The 15775-nt window shown below is 71.4% G+C and carries 13 protein-coding genes; 7 read left to right on the top strand and 6 right to left on the bottom strand.

Annotated elements, in window-relative coordinates; all coding sequences use genetic code 11:
- Positions 1–136 (bottom strand): sugar phosphate nucleotidyltransferase (locus FZN60_RS25760; protein WP_439647312.1); only part of this gene is annotated, 136 nt, incomplete at its 3' end.
- A 301-nt stretch (positions 137–437) separates the two neighbouring features.
- On the opposite strand from FZN60_RS25760, the gene FZN60_RS25765 reads away from it, so the two are divergent.
- The 3 genes from FZN60_RS25765 (at position 438) to FZN60_RS25775 (ending at position 3319) form a co-directional block, all read left to right on the top strand.
- Entirely contained in the window at positions 438–626 is a 189-nt protein-coding gene (locus tag FZN60_RS25765) for a helix-turn-helix domain-containing protein (protein ID WP_158876748.1), read from the top strand.
- A 129-nt stretch (positions 627–755) separates the two neighbouring features.
- On the top strand, positions 756–2099 hold the full coding sequence (locus FZN60_RS25770; RefSeq protein WP_158876750.1) for a UDP-glucose dehydrogenase family protein: 1344 nt from the start codon (positions 756–758) through the stop codon (positions 2097–2099).
- Positions 2100–2308: 209 nt separating this feature from the next.
- A complete protein-coding gene (locus tag FZN60_RS25775; protein WP_158876752.1) occupies positions 2309–3319 on the top strand; it encodes an NAD-dependent epimerase/dehydratase family protein in 1011 nt (336 codons plus the stop codon).
- 464 nt (positions 3320–3783) lie between these two features.
- Here the strand turns inward: FZN60_RS25775 and FZN60_RS25780 are convergent, their stop codons facing one another.
- Complete coding sequence (locus tag FZN60_RS25780) at positions 3784–3969, bottom strand: hypothetical protein (RefSeq protein ID WP_158876754.1); 186 nt, start codon at positions 3967–3969, stop codon at positions 3784–3786.
- Positions 3970–4043: 74 nt separating this feature from the next.
- The gene (locus tag FZN60_RS25785) at positions 4044–5759 is read right to left on the bottom strand and encodes an ABC transporter ATP-binding protein (protein WP_158876756.1); all 1716 of its coding nucleotides are present in this window, start codon (positions 5757–5759) and stop codon (positions 4044–4046) included.
- A gap of 204 nt (positions 5760–5963) precedes the next feature.
- Here FZN60_RS25785 and FZN60_RS25790 point away from each other — a divergent pair, with 204 nt between their 5' ends.
- Positions 5964–7238 (top strand): glycerate kinase type-2 family protein, encoded by a 1275-nt coding sequence (locus tag FZN60_RS25790; RefSeq protein ID WP_158876758.1) that lies wholly within the window; start codon positions 5964–5966, stop codon positions 7236–7238.
- Positions 7239–7246: 8 nt separating this feature from the next.
- Here the strand turns inward: FZN60_RS25790 and FZN60_RS25795 are convergent, their stop codons facing one another.
- The 3 genes from FZN60_RS25795 to FZN60_RS25805 are packed head-to-tail and all read right to left on the bottom strand — an operon-like array spanning position 7247 to position 11033.
- On the bottom strand, positions 7247–8062 hold the full coding sequence (locus FZN60_RS25795; protein ID WP_158876760.1) for an ABC transporter ATP-binding protein: 816 nt from the start codon (positions 8060–8062) through the stop codon (positions 7247–7249).
- Complete coding sequence (gene fhuB, locus FZN60_RS25800) at positions 8062–10050, bottom strand: Fe(3+)-hydroxamate ABC transporter permease FhuB (protein ID WP_158876762.1); 1989 nt, start codon at positions 10048–10050, stop codon at positions 8062–8064. Before fhuB ends, FZN60_RS25795 begins: the two co-directional genes overlap by 1 nt.
- The gene (locus FZN60_RS25805) at positions 10047–11033 is read right to left on the bottom strand and encodes an iron-siderophore ABC transporter substrate-binding protein (protein ID WP_246727208.1); all 987 of its coding nucleotides are present in this window, start codon (positions 11031–11033) and stop codon (positions 10047–10049) included. The genes fhuB and FZN60_RS25805 overlap by 4 nt, the downstream gene beginning before the upstream one ends.
- Before the next feature lie 149 nt (positions 11034–11182).
- Between FZN60_RS25805 and FZN60_RS25810 the strand changes: the two genes are divergently transcribed.
- The 3 genes from FZN60_RS25810 to FZN60_RS25820 all read left to right on the top strand — a co-directional run bounded on the left by FZN60_RS25810 (position 11183) and on the right by FZN60_RS25820 (position 15773).
- Positions 11183–13387 carry a TonB-dependent siderophore receptor gene (locus tag FZN60_RS25810; RefSeq protein WP_158876764.1) on the top strand — a complete coding sequence of 735 codons (2205 nt, stop codon included), beginning with the start codon at positions 11183–11185 and terminating at the stop codon, positions 13385–13387.
- A 3-nt stretch (positions 13388–13390) separates the two neighbouring features.
- Complete coding sequence (locus FZN60_RS25815) at positions 13391–14497, top strand: siderophore-interacting protein (protein WP_158876766.1); 1107 nt, start codon at positions 13391–13393, stop codon at positions 14495–14497.
- Positions 14498–14606: 109 nt separating this feature from the next.
- Complete coding sequence (locus FZN60_RS25820) at positions 14607–15773, top strand: efflux RND transporter periplasmic adaptor subunit (RefSeq protein WP_158876768.1); 1167 nt, start codon at positions 14607–14609, stop codon at positions 15771–15773.
- Positions 15774–15775 lie beyond the last annotated feature (2 nt).

Consider the following 15775-nt stretch of genomic DNA (forward strand, 5'->3'; position numbering starts at 1 on the left):
GGAACGTCGAGCGCCCCTCGTCGAAGAGCGGGATGAACTGCTTGGGCATCGTGTCGCGCGACACAGGCCAAAGCCGCGTGCCCGAACCACCCGCCATGATGATCGGTACAATCAGTGAGGTCATCGCGCGAACCATTCCTGCCAGATCGAAGTCGTGGATCTATGCCATAACGGCCGGCGCGATAAACCAATAAAGATCAATCAGGGCCCCCGGCGCTCCCGGAACGGGCGAGCCGTTTGCCGCCGATATGTGTGCGGCGTTGCAAAACGCAATTGATGTTCAAGACTTTGCCCCGATACTCGGCCTGCCGACGGCTGGCTCCGCACGTGATCGCACTCCTGGGCGTCTCACCTGCCGCTCGTCTCGATCATGGAGGCTTGGCGTGCTCATTCCTCACACCGGGATGACTTTTCAGCGGGATGGCGCGGGAGGCGCCATGGACGGGCGCGACCGGAGCGTCCTCCAGCTGGTGGCCGAAGGAGAGTCCTACGAGGAGGCGGCGAGCCGTCTTCGGCTCGACCTCACCGGCATCGAGCGCACCATGGCGCGCATCCGCCATCATCTGGGTGCCAACACCGACGAGCACGCCGTCGCCCTCGCCCTGCGCGCCCACCTCATCGACTGACCGTTCGGCGGCGTCGCCCGGCGCCTTGGTGCCGCCGTCCTTCCGCGCCATGGGAGCGCTGGCCTTTCCGGCGGCCTGGGGCTACCCCTGGCGAGCCGACCTTCAAAGGAAAGATCCAGGAGTTTCGTCATGCGCATCACCGTGCTCGGCTCCGGCTATGTGGGCCTCGTCAGTGGCGCCTGCTTCGCCGACTTCGGCCATTTCGTCACCTGCGTCGATCTCGACAAAGCGAAGATCGAGCGGCTGAACAAGGGTGAGATGCCGATCTTCGAGCCGGGGCTCGAAGACCTCGTGCGCAACAACGCCAAGGCGGGGCGACTCGTCTTCACCACCGAGATCGAGCCGTCCGTCGCCGACGCCGACGTCGTCTTCATCGCGGTCGGAACGCCGTCGCGCCGCGGCGACGGCCACGCGGACCTGTCCTACGTCTACGACGCCGCCCGCATGATCGGGCGCGCGATGACGAGCTTCACCGTGGTGGTGACGAAGTCGACCGTTCCGGTGGGCACCGGCGACGAGGTCGAGCGCATCCTGCGCCAGGTGAACCCGGCCGGCGACTTCGCCGTCGTGTCCAATCCCGAATTCCTGCGCGAGGGCGCGGCCATCGCCGACTTCAAGATCCCCGACCGCGTGGTGATCGGCGCCGAGGACGAGCGGGCCAAGCGCGTCATGGCCGAGGTCTACCGCCCGCTCTCGCTCAACGCCTCGCCGCTGTTCTTCGTGTCGCGCCGCACCTCCGAGCTGATCAAGTATGCGGGCAACGCCTTCCTGGCGCTCAAGATCACCTTCATCAACGAGATGGCGGACTTGTGCGAAGCCGTGGGCGCCAACGTCCAGGACGTGGCGCGCGGCATCGGCATGGACAAGCGCATCGGGTCGAAGTTCCTGAACGCCGGCCCCGGCTACGGCGGCTCGTGCTTTCCCAAGGACACGCTCGCCCTCGTCAAGACGGCGCGCGACAACGACAGCCCGCTCAGCCTCGTCGAGACCACGGTCACGGTCAACGACAACCGCAAGCGCGCCATGGCCCGCAAGGTGATCGCCGCCTGCGGCGGAAGCGTGCGCGACAAGAAGATCGCGGTTCTCGGCCTGACCTTCAAGCCGAACACCGACGACATGCGCGAGGCGCCCGCGCTCAGCATCATCCAGGCCCTTCAGGACAAGGGCGCGCGCATCGCCGCCTTCGATCCCGAGGGGATGGAGGCGGCCTCCCACCTCCTCCAGGGGGTGGAGTTCTGCGACGACGCCTACGACGTTGTTTCGGACGCCGACGCCCTGGTGATCGTGACCGAGTGGAACCAGTTCCGCTCGCTCGACTTCGAGCGCATCGGCGCGGCGATGAGGCACCGGGTCCTCGTGGATCTGCGCAACATCTACCGCTACGACGAGGTGGAGCGGCACGGCTTCGAATACACCTGCGTCGGGCGCCCGAGCGGCGTGGCGCGCGGCCACCTCCTGGAGGCCGCGGAATAGAGCCGGCGGGACGGGTCTCACAGGCTCTCGCCGTCATAGGCCGTTGATCGCCGCGGTGCGGTCATGGCGCCGAGCCCGGCGAGGATGGAGCGCGCGAAGCGTCCGACCCTCGCCGGCCCGGTCGATTTCACTTATGCGTCTTCGGCTAGGGCCGCCGCGTGTCCGCACACGCTCCCGCGCGACCGGCAATCGAAGAGCAGAAGGTCGCCATGCGAATCCTCGTCACCGGAACCGCCGGCTTCATCGGCTTCCATCTCGCCCGGCGGTTCCTGGCGGAAGGCCACGCGGTCGTCGGTTTCGACGCGATGACCTCTTACTACGACGTCGCGCTGAAGCGGGACCGGCACGCGATCCTGGAGGCGATGCCGGGCTTTCGCCCCGTGATCGGCGCGCTGGAGGACCGCGAGGCGCTCCGCCGGGCGGTCGGCGACGAGGCGCCGGACCTCATCGTCCACCTCGCGGCCCAGGCGGGCGTGCGCCACAGCCTCGATCATCCCGAAGACTATGTCAGCGCCAACCTCGTCGGCACCTTCAACGTGCTGGAGCTGGCGCGCGAGGTCGCGCCCCGCCACCTGATGATCGCTTCGACGAGCTCGGTCTACGGCGGCAACGAGAAGGCGCCCTTTTCCGAGACCGACAACACGGATTCGCCGCTGAGCTTCTACGCCGCCACGAAGAAGGCCGGGGAGGCGATGAGCCATTCCTACGCCCACCTGTGGAACCTGCCGACCACCTGCTTCCGCTTCTTCACGGTCTACGGCCCCTGGGGCCGGCCGGACATGGCGCTGTTCCGCTTCGTCGGCGCGATCGCCCGGGGAGAGCCGATCGAGGTCTACGGCAACGGCCAGATGAAGCGCGACTTCACCTATATCGACGATCTCGTCGAGGGCATCGTGCGCCTCGCCGGCAAGGTTCCCGAGATCGGCCACCCGGTCACGGCGCCGGGCGTCGCCGACACGCTCTCGCCCGTCGCCCCCTGGCGCGTCGTCAACATCGGCACCAGCCGCCCGGTCGAGCTCATGGACTTCATCGGGGCCATCGAGCGCCGCATGGGCGTGGCCGCCGTCAAGACCATGCTTCCGATGCAGAAGGGCGAGGTCGTGACGACCTATGCCGACTTCGCCCTGTTCCAGGCGCTCACCCGTTACCGCTCGGCCGTGAGCCTCGAGGACGGGGTCGCCGCCTTCGTCGACTGGTATCGGGAGCGCTATCATGTCTGACCCCACCGGCCGCCGCGGCGCGGCCAACGGCGCCCCTGCGGGTCGGCGGCTTCGCGACCCTGCCGGTGAGGCGGCGGGAGCTCGCCGGGATCCTGGGCGTCCGTCGCGCCGGCGCGCGGCCGGCGGCTCCGCCGGCCTATTCGCCGAGAAGGCTCAGCGCCGCGCCGAGCAGGACGGTGACGTAGAAGGTCGGCGAAAAGCCGGTGACGAAGTCGATGATGGTGTCCATCGCTGCCTCCCTTGGGCCGCGGGGCGATCTTCGTCGCCCTCGCCGGCCGCGTTCGCGGGAGGTTTGCGGACCGGCGGGATGGAGCCGCTCGGGGGCAGCGCCCGAAAGGGTGGCCTTGCGAGCGGAGGCGTCCCGGATCGTCCGTTCTCCTCCGTCTGAAGGGAAGACTAGACCTTTGATTCCGCGTGTCAAATCTGTTGCAGCGCGGAAGAAGGCGCCCGGCCAAGCGTTGGCGTCAGGGCGTCTTCAGGTCGTTGCCGTGGGCAAGGTCGTGCGCGTCCTTGTCCGTGTCGCCCGACGGCCGGGGCGCTTCGGCTTCTCCGCCGCGTTCCGGCTGGACGATCCCGTCCTCGCCGACCGGCACCGGCAGGATCGGATCGCCCTGTCCGGTCTTGGCCGGGGTCTTGCTCGCTTCGCTCATGGACAGCCTCCCGTGTCGCTTGGGGTTCTGCAAGGGGAAGGCGAGAAGCGCCCCGGGCGTTCCATCGGCCGGCCTCACGTGCCGAACTGCGCCTCGTGGAGGCGGCGGTAGAGGCTGGGGCGGCCGAGGAGCTCGCCGTGGCGCCCTTCCTCGACGATGCCGGCGCGGTCGACCACGACGATGCGGTCGGCGTGGCGGATGGTGGCGAGGCGGTGGGCGATGACCAGCGTGGTGCGCCCTTCCGAGAGCTCGCGCAGCGAGGCCTGGATGGCGCTTTCGGTCTCGGCGTCGAGCGCGGAGGTCGCCTCGTCGAGGATCAGGATCTCCGGGTTCTTCAGGAACATGCGGGCGATCGACAGGCGCTGCTTCTGGCCGCCCGAGAGCTTGACCCCGCGCTCGCCGATCAGCGTGTCGAGCCCGTCCGGCAGGTCGGCCACGACGCCGTCGAGATGCGCGCGGGCGATCGCCTCGCGGATCTCGGCTTCCGTGGCGTCGAGGCGGCCATAGGCGACGTTCTCGCGAAGGGTCCCGCCGAACAGGAAGACGTCCTGCTGGACGATGCCGACGTGGCGGCGCAGCGAGGCCAGCGTCACGTCGCGCACGTCCGTGCCGTCGACGAGGATGCGCCCGCCCTGCAGCTCGTAGAAGCGCGGCAGGAGCGAGAGCAGCGTCGTCTTGCCGGCGCCCGAGGGACCGACGAAGGCGACGGTCTCGCCCGGCGAAACGTCGAGCGTGACGCCGCGCAGGACGGGCTTTGCCGGATCGTAGCCGAAGGTGACGTTCTCGAAGCGCACCGCGCCCCGGACGTTCCGCAGAGCGACGGCGCCGGGCCGGTCGGCGATCTCCGGCGGGGTGTCGAGGAACTCGCAGTAGCGCCGGAAGCCGGCGATGCCCTTCGGATAGGTCTCGATCACCGAGGCGATCTTCTCGACGGGGCGGAAGAACACGCCGACGAGGAGCAGGAAGCCGACGAAGCCGCCGTAGGAGAGCTGGCCCTGCATGACGTAATAGGTGCCGGCCAGCATGACGACGAGCTGCATCAGCCGCATCGACATGTAGTTGAGCGACAGCGTCCAGGAGATGATGCGGTAGGCGTCGAGCTTGCGGGCGCGATAGAGGGCGTTGTTGCGGGCGAAGAGCTTGCGCTCGTGCTCCTCGTTGGCGAAGGCCTTCACCACGCGGATGCCGCCGACGTTCTCCTCGATGCGCGTGTTGAAGTCGGCGACCGAGCCGTAGATGCCCTGCCAGGTCTGGGTCATCCGGCCGCCGTAGACCGTGGTCAGCCAGGTGCCGAGCGGCACGATCGCCGCGGTGACGAGGGCGAGCGGCGCGTGGATCGAGAGCATGATCGCGAAGGCGCCGGCGAAGGTCATCACCGCGATGAAGAGGTCCTCCGGCCCGTGATGGGCGACCTCGCCGATCTCCTCCAGGTCCTTGGTCAGGCGCGCGACGAGGTGGCCGGTCTTGTTGTTGTCGAAATAGCCGAAGGACAGCGTCTGCAGGTGGTCGAAGGCGCGCCGGCGCATCTCGGTCTCGATGTTGATCCCGAGCATGTGGCCCCAGTAGTTCACGACGGCCATGAGGCCCGTGTTGAGGACGTAGACGAGGAGCAGCCCGGCCGAGGCGAGGAGGATCAGGTCCCAGCGCCCCGCCGGCAGGAGGTCGTCGACGAAGGCCGCGACGGCGAGCGGGAATCCGAGCTCGAGGAGGCCGGCAAGCACCGCGCAGCCGAAGTCGAGCGCGAAGAGGCCCTTGTAGGGGGCGTAGTAGCTGAAGAAGCGGGACAGCATGGGCAGTTCCGGAAACAAGCGGACGGGCCGCGAAGGCGCGCGGCGGAGAGTGGATCGATCTTTAAGGACGCCTGCTTATCCGCCCGGTCCCGGCCGCGGGCAACCCGGTTTCGGAAGGCGGTGCCCTTTCCTGTCGGCGGACTTGCGGCCGGGCCCGGTTCGGCTATGCCAGGGGAGGAACGGCGTGCGGGGAGGCACCAAGGCATGGACGGGGCGGGCGATCGGGAACTCCTGGAGCGGCTGTATCGCGCGGCCGTCGCGGCCGCCGATCCGGCGCCGGGCATCGCGGCGAACCTGCCGGCGGCCCCGCGCGGGCGCACGATCGTCGTCGGCGCCGGCAAGGGCTCGGGCGTCATGGCGCAGGCCTTCGAGGCGGCGTGGCTTTCGGCAGGCAACCGGATCGACGGCGGGCTCGTGGTGGTGAAGCACGGCGACCGGGTGGACACCACAGCCGTTTCCATCGTCGAGGCGGCGCACCCGGTCCCGGACGAAGCGAGCTTCGACGCCGCCCGGCAGATGTTGGCGCTGGCCGAGGGCGCGGGCGCCGACGACCTCGTCGTGGCGCTGATCTCCGGCGGCGGCTCGGCGCTGCTCTCGCTGCCGCCGGAGGGCATCTCCCCGGAGGAGAAGCGCGCCGTGAACCGGCAGCTCCTCGCCTGCGGCGCCTCGATCCGCGAGATGAACGCGGTGAGGAAGCACCTGTCGCAGGTCAAGGGCGGGCGCCTTGCTGCGGCCGCGCATCCCGCACGGGTCGTCACCTTCGTCGTCTCCGACATTCCCGGCGACGACGTTTCGGTCGTCGCCTCCGGCCCGAGCGTTCCGAGCGCCGCCACCCGCGAGGAGGCGCTCGCCATCGTCGCGCGCTACGGCCTCGATCTTCCGCCGCACGTCCTCGCCCACCTGACGAGCCCGGCCGCCGACGCGCCGCGGCCGGGCGGCGCCTTCGACGGGGACGCCGTCGTGACGTTGGCCACGGCCCGGCGCTCGCTGGAGGCGGCCAAGGCCGCGGCGCAGGCGGAAGGTCTGACGGCGGTCATCCTCTCCGACCGGATCGAGGGCGAGGCGCGCGACGTCGGGCGCATGCACGGGGCGCTCGCCCGCGAGACCGTGGAGCAAGGCCTTTTTCCGCGCCCCTGCGTGATCCTGTCGGGCGGCGAGACCACGGTGACGGTCCGGCGAACGGGCGGGCGCGGCGGGCGCAACACGGAATTCCTGCTCGGCCTCGCCGAAGCGCTCGACGGCGTGCCGGGCGCCCTGGCGCTCGCCGCCGACACGGACGGCATCGACGGCAGCGAGCGGAACGCCGGGGCCTTCTGCGACGGCGACACGGCCGAGCGGCTGCGGGCGCGCGGCAAGCCGCTCGCCGGCTTCATGGCGGCGAACGACGCCTACTCCGCTTTCGAGGCGCTGGGCACGCTGTTCGAGCCGGGCCCGACCGGCACCAACGTGAACGATTTCCGGGCGATGCTCGTTCGCTAGCCCCGTCTTCATCGCGGAAATGCGATGCGCTGCCCGGTCTCGGGATGGGGGATCACCGTCATCGGGTGGGCGTAGATGCTCTCCAGGAGGTCGGCGCGCACGAGGTCGTCGACCGAGCCGTCGGCGACGAGCCGCCCGCCGCGCAGGGCGACGAGATGGTCGCAGAAGCGGGCGGCCATGTTGATGTCGTGGAGGACGACGGCCACCGTCCGCCCGTCCTCGCGCGCCAGGCGCCGCACGAGGTCGAGCACCTCGATCTGGACGGCGACGTCGAGGGCCGAGATCGGCTCGTCGAGAAGGAGGCAGGCGGCGTCCTGGGCGATCAGCATGGCGATCCAGACGCGCTGGCGCTCGCCCCCCGAGAGCTGGTCGACGAGACGGTCCGCGAAGCGCTCGACCCCGGTGATGCGGCGCGCGGCCTCCGCCTTTTCGGCGTCGGTCGCGGAGAAGCGCCCGAGCGCCCCGTGCCAGGGATAGCGGCCGAGCGCGACGAGCTCGGAGACCGTCAGCCCGGCCGCGGGTGCCAGCTGCTGCGGCAGGTAGCCGACGCGGCGGGCGAAGTCGCGCGAGCGCCAGCCCTCCAGGATCCGGCCCTCGAAGAGCACGCTGCCGCCATCCGCCGGCATCTGCCGGGCGAGGACCTTCAGGAGCGTCGACTTGCCCGAGCCGTTGGGCCCGAGGATGCCGGTGACCTGGCCGGCGGGAAGGTCGAAGCCGACGCCGTCGAGGATCGTGCGACCGCCGATGGCGAGGCGGAGGTCGCGCACGGCAAAGGCCGGGGCCGGGCGGGTCCGGGGAGAGGCGGCAACGGCGAGGGAGGGCATCAGGCGGCCTTTCGCGACTGGAGGAGCCAGAGAAGGAAGGGGGCGCCGACGAGGCTCGCGACGAGCCCGGTCGGCAGCTGGAGGGGATAGGCGAGGGCGTTCGCCGCGATGTCGGCGACGAGGAGGACGAGGGCGCCGCAGGCGGCGGAGGCGAGGATCGCCGCGCCGGCCGCCTGGATGCCGAGCCGGCGCACGATGTTGGGCGCCATCAGCCCGACAAAGGAGAGCGGCCCGATCACCGGCGTCGCGAGCGCCACGGCGAGGCCCGACATGGCGAGGAGCGTCGCCCGCGCGGCCGGCACGGGAACGCCGAGAGCGGCGGCCGGGGGGAAGCCCAGCGGCAGCAGCGCCAGCCAGCGTTGGAGAAGGAGCGCCAGCGGCACGAGAAGGCCGGCGCCGACGGCGACGAGCACGGCCGAGCCGGGCGACACGTTGGCGGTGAAGCCGGCGAGCCAGCCGAGGAGCTGGATCGCCCGCGGGTCGCCCGTCGCGGAGAGTACCACCACGACCGCGTCGAGGAGGGCGTTCACCGCGAGACCCGCGAGAAGCACGCGCTCGGGCGCGAAGCCGGAGCGGCGGGCGACCGCGAGAACCAGGAGAAGCGCCGCGAGGCTGCCGAGAAGCGCCGCCGCGGTGACCGAGGCCGCGCCCGCGACGCCGATCAGGAAGACCGAGAGCACCATCGCGAAGGTCGCGCCGGCGCTGACGCCGACCACCTCCGGGCTCGCCATCGGGTTGGCGGTGAGGCGCTGGAGAAGGAGACCGGCAAGGCCCAGCAGCGCGCCCGCCCCGGCCGAGCCGACGAGGCGCGGCCAGCGGAACGGGAGAACGGCGTCGAGCGCCGCGCCCGTCGCGACGCCGAAGCCGCCGCCCGGGCCATGGCCGAGAAGCAGCGCCGCGGCGAAGGCGGCGAGCGCCAGGAGGGCGAAGGCGAGGGCGCCCCGGCCGGGGCGGCGCCGGGCCCGCTCGGGATCGGCCGGCTTGAGCGGCGGCGCCTCCCTGCGCGACACGCGCGGCAGGAGCCAGAGAAGGATCGGCGAGCCGAGAACGGCAGTGACGGCCCCGGTCGGCAGGAAGTCGGCGAAGGGGCCGGCGAGCAGCGTGACCAGGAGATCGGTGAGGAGGAGGATGAGGCCGCCCAGCACCGCCGACCAGACGAGCCGGTGCTTGACCCGCGCCGCGCCCGCCGCCCGCGCGATCGTCGGTGCGACGAGCCCGACGAAGCCGATGACGCCGACGGCGGCCGACACGAAGGCGGCGAGGGCGACGGCGAGCGCGATCGCGAACAGGCGCAGGCGTGCGGCCGGCACGCCGAGCCCGCGCGCGGCGTCCTCGCCGAGCTCCACGAGCTGGAGCGGGCGCACGAGAAGGAAAACGAGCGGCAGGAGGAGGGCGGCGCGGGTGGCGAGGCCGATCGCCGGGTCCCAGCTCTGCTGCGACAGCGAGCCCGCGCCCCAGATCAGGAGGCCGGCAAGGTAGCGGTCCTCGACGAGGGTGAGGAGGCCGGCCAGCGCCCCGGCGTAAAGGCTGACGACGAGCCCGGCCAGTACCAGCGACACCGCCGCGAAGCCCTGGCGGTGGCTGAGAAGGAAGACGAGGCCGGTCGCCGCCCCCGCCCCGCCGAGCGCCACGAGGTCGCGCCCCCAGCCGTAAAGCGCGGGCGCGAAGAGGCCGGCGAGCGCGAGGGCGAGGCGCGCCCCGGCATCCGTTCCGATCGTCGTCGGCGAGGCCAGCGGATTGCCGAGCGCCGCCTGGAGAAGCGCGCCGGCGAGCCCGAGCATCGCCCCGCACAAGAGCGCCATGACGAGGCGCGGCAGGGTCGAGTAGAGCAGCACCATCCGGCCGGGATCGAAGGCGGCGGCGGGCGGCGGCGCCCCGGCCAGCTCCCGCACGGCCGGCAGGAGCACGAGGACGCCCGCCGCGAGGGTCGCGGCGAGGAGGCCGAGCGCGAGAGCGCCCGGCCCGCTCGGCTGGCGCAGCGCGCTCACGTGCTCGGCCCCTCGGTCGCGAGACGGGCGAAGCGCCGGGCCGAGGGCAGGGCACCGAACATCAGCGCCGGCGGCAGGATCGTCAGCCGCCCGCGCTTCACCGCCGGCAGCTCGCGCCAGAGCGGGCTGCGCTGGAGGGTCGGCAGGGCGTCGGGCGGCACAGGGTCGAGAACGAGGATGTCGGCCTCGCCGGCCCGCGCCAGCCGCTCCACCGGCACGGTCTCGAAGCCCCAGAGGTTGGTCTCGGGCTCCCACGCGTTCGGGATGCCGATCGCGTCGAGGACGCCGGCGGCGAGGCCCGGCCGGCCGTAGACGCGCACGTGCCGCGCATCCATGAAGGACAGGACGAGCACCGGCCTCCGGTTCGCCTGCACGTTGCGGCGCTTCAGATCGGCGAAATCGGCCTCGGTCTCGGCGACGAAGCGCGATGCCTCGGCGGCGCGCCCCACCGCCTGCCCGAGTGCCAGCGTCACCGCCTTCGCCTTGTCCAGGACGGGCGCCGAGCCGTCGTAGATCGTCAGGCGCTTCACCGGCGCGATGGCCGAGAGCGCGTCTTCCTGGGCCGCGACGTAGTCGGTGGTGAGGATGAGGTCGGGCTTCAGGCCCGCCAGCACCTCGCGATTGACCGCGAGGTCGATGCCGAGGTCGACGGTGCCGGCCGGCAGGGCCGGCTCCACCACCCAGCGGCTCCAGCCGCGGGCGTTGGAAAGGCCGACCGGCGGGAGCCCGAGCGCGATCAGCGTTTCGGCGAGCGCGTAGTCGAGGACCGCGATGCGCGGCAGCGCCGCGCGGGCCGGAAGGACGGGCGCGGCGAGAAGCGCGGCGAGGCCCGCCAGAACGGCGCGGCGCGACGCCTGCCGCGCCCCAACAGATTGGAATCCTTCGAGAAACTGTTGCTGGGATGCAAGTCTCCCTTGGGGATCGTCGAGGGAGACCGCAGCGGCGCTCTGGCGCGCCGGCCGGCGAAAAGAATGCGCTTTCAAGGAGTTCCGCTTTCCCAGCGTGGCTTCGCCGGGCCCTTGTGCCGCCCGAGCGATATGTTGACTCCATTTATCCTGTTTTATTACCGATGAGGCCACGCCCTTCGCAAGCGCAACCGAGCGGGGGCCGAGCTTTTTCAAGGTCCGTTCCCATGCCGCGTTCCCCCGCCACCCGCTTCCTGCGATCCCTCCTCCTGTCGAGCGCCGCGACCCTGACGCTCGCCGTCGCGGCTCAGGCGCAGGCGCCGACCGGCGGCGTGGTGCAGCTGGAAACGGTGACGGTGGATACGGACGGCGACGCGAACGCGGCCGTCGGCGGCAGCGGTTCGACCACCCGCAACGCCAGCGGCGCACCGGAGGCCGGCGCCTCGGCGGCGACCTTCCAGGCGGACGGCTACGTCGCCACCCTGTCCGACACCGCGACGAAGACCTCGACGCCGCTGGTCCGGGTGCCGCAATCGGTCTCGGTGGTGACGGAGCAGCAGCTGGAGGACCGCAACGTCCAGACCCTGCTCGAAGCGGTGTCCTACGTGCCGGGCGTTCGCGTCGGCGCCTTCGGCCTCGACCCGCGCTTCGACGCCTTCTTCATCCGCGGCTTCTCGGCGACCTATAGCGGCATCTTCCGCGACGGCTTGCGCGAGTTCAACAACGGCTTCGCCACCTTCGACATCGAGCCCTACACGCTCGGCGGCATCACCATCCTCAAAGGCCCCTCGGCCGGTCTCTACGGCTCGTCCAACGCCGGCGGCATCGTGGACCTGCGCTCCAAGCGCCCGACGACGCAGACCGTCCGCGAGATCGAGGGCCAGATCGGCACCAACGACCGCTACCAGGCCAACTTCGACGCGGCCGGCCCGATGAACGCCGACGGCACGATGTTCTACCGCCTGACGGGCGTCGCGCGCGACGCCGACACGGACTATCCCTTCGCCTCGGACGACCGCCTCGCCATCGCGCCGGCCTTCACCTACGCACCGGACGGCGACACCTCGCTCACCGTCCTCGGCGAGCTGCAGCGCTCGCGCAGCGGCGGCACGGTCGCCTACCTCAACCAGAACCGGACGGTCACCGACTTTCCCTATGGCGACCCGAACTTCAACGATCTCGACCAGACGCAGGGGCGGATCGGCGTCGAGTTCGAGCAGCGCATCGGCGACAATCTCGTCTTCCGCCAGAAGGCGCGCTACCAAGCGGCCGACGTCTATGCCGAATACGTCTACCCCTTCGGCGGCCCGGTGAACGACGTCCTCGCCCGCGGCACGGGCAACGTCGACCAGACGCTGAAGGGCATCGTGTCCGACACGCAGCTCGAGGCCAAGTTCGAGACCGGCGCGCTCGCCCATACGCTGATCGGCGGCGTCGACGGCTCCTATGCCGAGTTCGAGAACCGCGAGGGCTTCGGCTCGGCGCCCTCGATCTCCGTCTCGAACCCGAGCTACGGCGCGCCGATCGCGACGCCGTCCACCAGCGTCGCGGGAACCGTCGACCAGGGCCAGATCGGCCTCTACCTCCAGGACGAGATCGCCTATGGCGGCTTCACGCTGACGCTCGGCGGCCGGCACGACTGGGTCGAGACGCAGTCGAAGAGCGGCACCCCGGACGATCTCGGGCCCGAGGACAAGCAGACGGACGACGCTTGGTCGGGCCGCGTCGGCCTGTCCTACCTCTTCGACAACGGCATCGCCCCTTACGCCAGCTGGGCGACGTCCTTCTCGCCGGTGATCGGCCTCGGGCCCGACGGCTCGGCCTTCGTGCCGACCGAGGCGGAGCAGTGGGAAGCGGGCGTCAAATATCAGGTGCCCGACACGAACGCGCTGGTGACGGCCTCGGTCTTCGAGATCACCCAGGAGAACGGCGTCGTTTTGGTTCCGAGCGCCGACTTCTCCACCAACATCTCCGTCCAGCGCGGCGAGATCCGCTCGCGCGGCTTCGAGCTGGAGGGGCAGGCGAGCTTCGACAACGGCTTCAGCCTGATCGCGTCCTACGCCTACACGCAAGTCGAGTTCCGCGACGGCGCGCCCGAGACGATCGGCAAGGAGCAGTCCTCGACGCCCAACCACACCGTCTCGATCTGGGGCGACTACACGGTGCAGAGCGGCGCCGCCCAGGGCCTCGGCTTCGGCGCGGGCGTCCGGTACCTGTCCTCCAGCTTCGCCGACGACGCCAATACGTTCGAGAACGACGCGCGCGCCTTCGTGGACGCCGCCGTCCACTACGACGTGCCGCAGGTCCAGGGCCTGCGGGTCCAGGTCAACGCCACCAACCTTTTCGACGAGGACGCGCAGATCTGCTCCTCGGGCTTCTGCTACAAGGAGCCCGAGCGCAACGTGATCGGCTCCGTCCGGTACAGGTTCTGATCCATGAGCGCTTTCCCCCTCACCGCTTCCGCCGAGATCCGGGTTCCCGGCAGCTGGCAGCTCCTGGAGCGCGTCTGCGAGCATTATGCCGAGCACGGCGATGCGAGCTTCGCGGACGGCATCGGGCGCATCGACGTGCCCTACGGCTCGGCCCGGCTGATCGTCTCGGGCCCGGACGCCATCAGCGTCACCGTCGACGGCTGCGACCCGATCGGCCTGTCCTACATGAAGCTCGGCGTCGCCGAGCACCTCGCCGAGATGGCCGAGGGTCCGGTCGAGCCCTTCGCCTGGAACGGCGACGGCACGGACGTGCGCCTGCCGCCTTTTCTGCGCGAGATGCGCGTCGTCTCGACCACGCGCCTGACGCCGCACATGCAGCGCGTGCGGCTCGCCGGCGAGGATCTCGGCCGCTACGCCAGCGACGGCCTCCACATCCGCCTCGTCTGGCCGCCGAAAGGTCGCGCGCCGGTCTGGCCGACGCTCGGCGAGGACGGGCGCATGGTGTGGCCGCAGGGGCCGGACCGGCCGGAAGCGCGCGTCTACACCATCCGCCGCATCGACGTGGCGGCGGGATGGGTGGACATCGACATCGTGCTCCATCCCGGCCTCGACACGCCGGGCTCGCTCTTCGCCGAAGACGCGCGGCCGGGCGATCCGGTCGGCATGATGGGTCCGGGCGGGGGCATGGAGCCGGATGCCGCCTCGCTCGTGCTCCTCGGCGACGACACCGCGCTGCCGGCCGTCGCCCGCATCGTCGAGAGCCTGAAGCCCGGCACCCACGCGGTGGTTTTCCTGGAGGTCGACGGGCCGGCCGACGAGCTGCCGATCGCGGTGCCCGAGGGCGCCGAGGCGCAGGTCGTCTGGCTCCACCGCAACGGCGCGCCGGCCGGCACGGCGGGGCTCCTGTCGCAGGCCGTTCGCGGCCTCGACTGGGCGGCCATGCCCGCCGACACCTTCGTCTGGGCGGGCTGCGAGTTCGCCGACTTCCGCGAGATCCGCAAGTTCCTGCGCAAGGAGCGGCGGCTGCGCAAGGATCGCCACCTCGTCGTGTCCTACTGGCGCCGGGGTCTTGCCGGCGACGAGGCCCACGCGCCCGCCGGCGAGGAGTAGGCGCCGGCCCTGCGGCATCGCGTCCCGCGAGGACCGGGCACCCGGAACGATTGAGCGGCTGAGCGATTGGCGCCGGGACACCTGCCGCTCCCGGGAGACGCCTCCGCGCATGAAACCGCTTCGCGCCACGCTCGTCCTCGGCCTCGTCGCAGCCGCCGGCTTCGGCGGCTATGTCTCCCTCAACGGCTGGCCGGCGGGCGTGCCGAGCTTCGGCCTCGCCGAGGCCGCGCCCTCCGGGGGGCAAGGCCAGGACGGTCGGGGCGGTGGCGAGCCGCCGGCGCCCGTTGTGCTCGCGGACGTGACCGCCGCCGACATCGCGATCACCGTCGAGGCGGTGGGGGACGCCGTGGCGCGCGAAAGCGTCGTTGTCACCTCCCGCGTGTCCGGCCGCGTCGAGGAGATCGCCTATACCGACGGGCAGGACGTCTCGGCCGGCGACATCCTCGTGCGGCTCGACCCGGCCGATGCCGAGGACGAGGTGCGGGTGGCTGAGGCTGCGGCTAGCGAGGCGCTGCAGGGCTTCCAGCGCGCTCAGGACCTCGCCGAGCGGGAGATCGGCCCGCAGGCCGTCGCCGACGACCTGCGCCGGCAGGCGGAAGCCGCGGAAGCGCAGGTCGCCTCGGCCCGCGAGCGGCTCGACGACTACAACGTCCGCGCCCCCTTCGACGGGCGCCTCGGCCTTCGCACGATCAGCTTGGGCGCGCTGATCCAGCCGGGCGCCGAGATCGCGCTCCTCGACGCCATCGACCCGATCGAGATCCGGTTCACCGTTCCCGAGCGCTTCCTCGGACAGGTGAAGGAGGGCGCCAAGGTCTTCGCGACCTCGCCCGCCTATCCCGAGCGCCGCTTCGAGGGCGAGGTGACGGCGATCGCGAGCCGCGTCGATCCGGCGCTGCGCACCGTTACCGTCGAGGCGACCATCCCCAACGCCGACGAGGCGCTCCTGCCGGGCATGCTGATGAACGTGACGCTGGAGCTCGGCCTGAAGGAGGGCGCGACGATCGCGCCGCCGCTGGCCGTCCAGCTCCAGGGCTCCAAGCACTTCCTGTTCCGCGTGGCCGACAACAAGGCCGAGCGCGTCGAGGTCGAGATCGGTCAGCGCGCGCCGGACGGGATCGAGATCGTGCGAGGCCTCCAGCCCGGCGAGCGCGTGGTGGTGGAGGGCTTCCAGGACCTCCAGCCCGGCCAGTCCGTGGAGGAGCGCCCGCCCGCCCGCGCCCCGCCGGCACCGGCGCCCGAACAGGCCGCAGCCTCCCCTGCCGCGAGCGAGGGCTGAGG

Origin of the sequence: Antarcticirhabdus aurantiaca, assembly GCF_009765365.1 — a bacterium.
Taxonomy (GTDB): domain Bacteria; phylum Pseudomonadota; class Alphaproteobacteria; order Rhizobiales; family Rhizobiaceae; genus Antarcticirhabdus; species Antarcticirhabdus aurantiaca.

Excerpts from the sequence above, each read along its gene's own strand:
- FZN60_RS25765 (WP_158876748.1), top strand. The coding sequence starts at position 438 with ATGGACGGGCGCGACCGGAGCGTCCTCCAGCTGGTGGCCGAAGGAGAG.
- FZN60_RS25770 (WP_158876750.1), top strand. The coding sequence starts at position 756 with ATGCGCATCACCGTGCTCGGCTCCGGCTATGTGGGCCTCGTCAGTGGC.
- FZN60_RS25775 (WP_158876752.1), top strand. The coding sequence starts at position 2,309 with ATGCGAATCCTCGTCACCGGAACCGCCGGCTTCATCGGCTTCCATCTC.
- FZN60_RS25780 (WP_158876754.1), bottom strand. The coding sequence starts at position 3,969 with ATGAGCGAAGCGAGCAAGACCCCGGCCAAGACCGGACAGGGCGATCCG.
- FZN60_RS25785 (WP_158876756.1), bottom strand. The coding sequence starts at position 5,759 with ATGCTGTCCCGCTTCTTCAGCTACTACGCCCCCTACAAGGGCCTCTTC.
- FZN60_RS25790 (WP_158876758.1), top strand. The coding sequence starts at position 5,964 with ATGGACGGGGCGGGCGATCGGGAACTCCTGGAGCGGCTGTATCGCGCG.
- FZN60_RS25795 (WP_158876760.1), bottom strand. The coding sequence starts at position 8,062 with ATGCCCTCCCTCGCCGTTGCCGCCTCTCCCCGGACCCGCCCGGCCCCG.
- FZN60_RS25810 (WP_158876764.1), top strand. The coding sequence starts at position 11,183 with ATGCCGCGTTCCCCCGCCACCCGCTTCCTGCGATCCCTCCTCCTGTCG.
- FZN60_RS25815 (WP_158876766.1), top strand. The coding sequence starts at position 13,391 with ATGAGCGCTTTCCCCCTCACCGCTTCCGCCGAGATCCGGGTTCCCGGC.
- FZN60_RS25820 (WP_158876768.1), top strand. The coding sequence starts at position 14,607 with ATGAAACCGCTTCGCGCCACGCTCGTCCTCGGCCTCGTCGCAGCCGCC.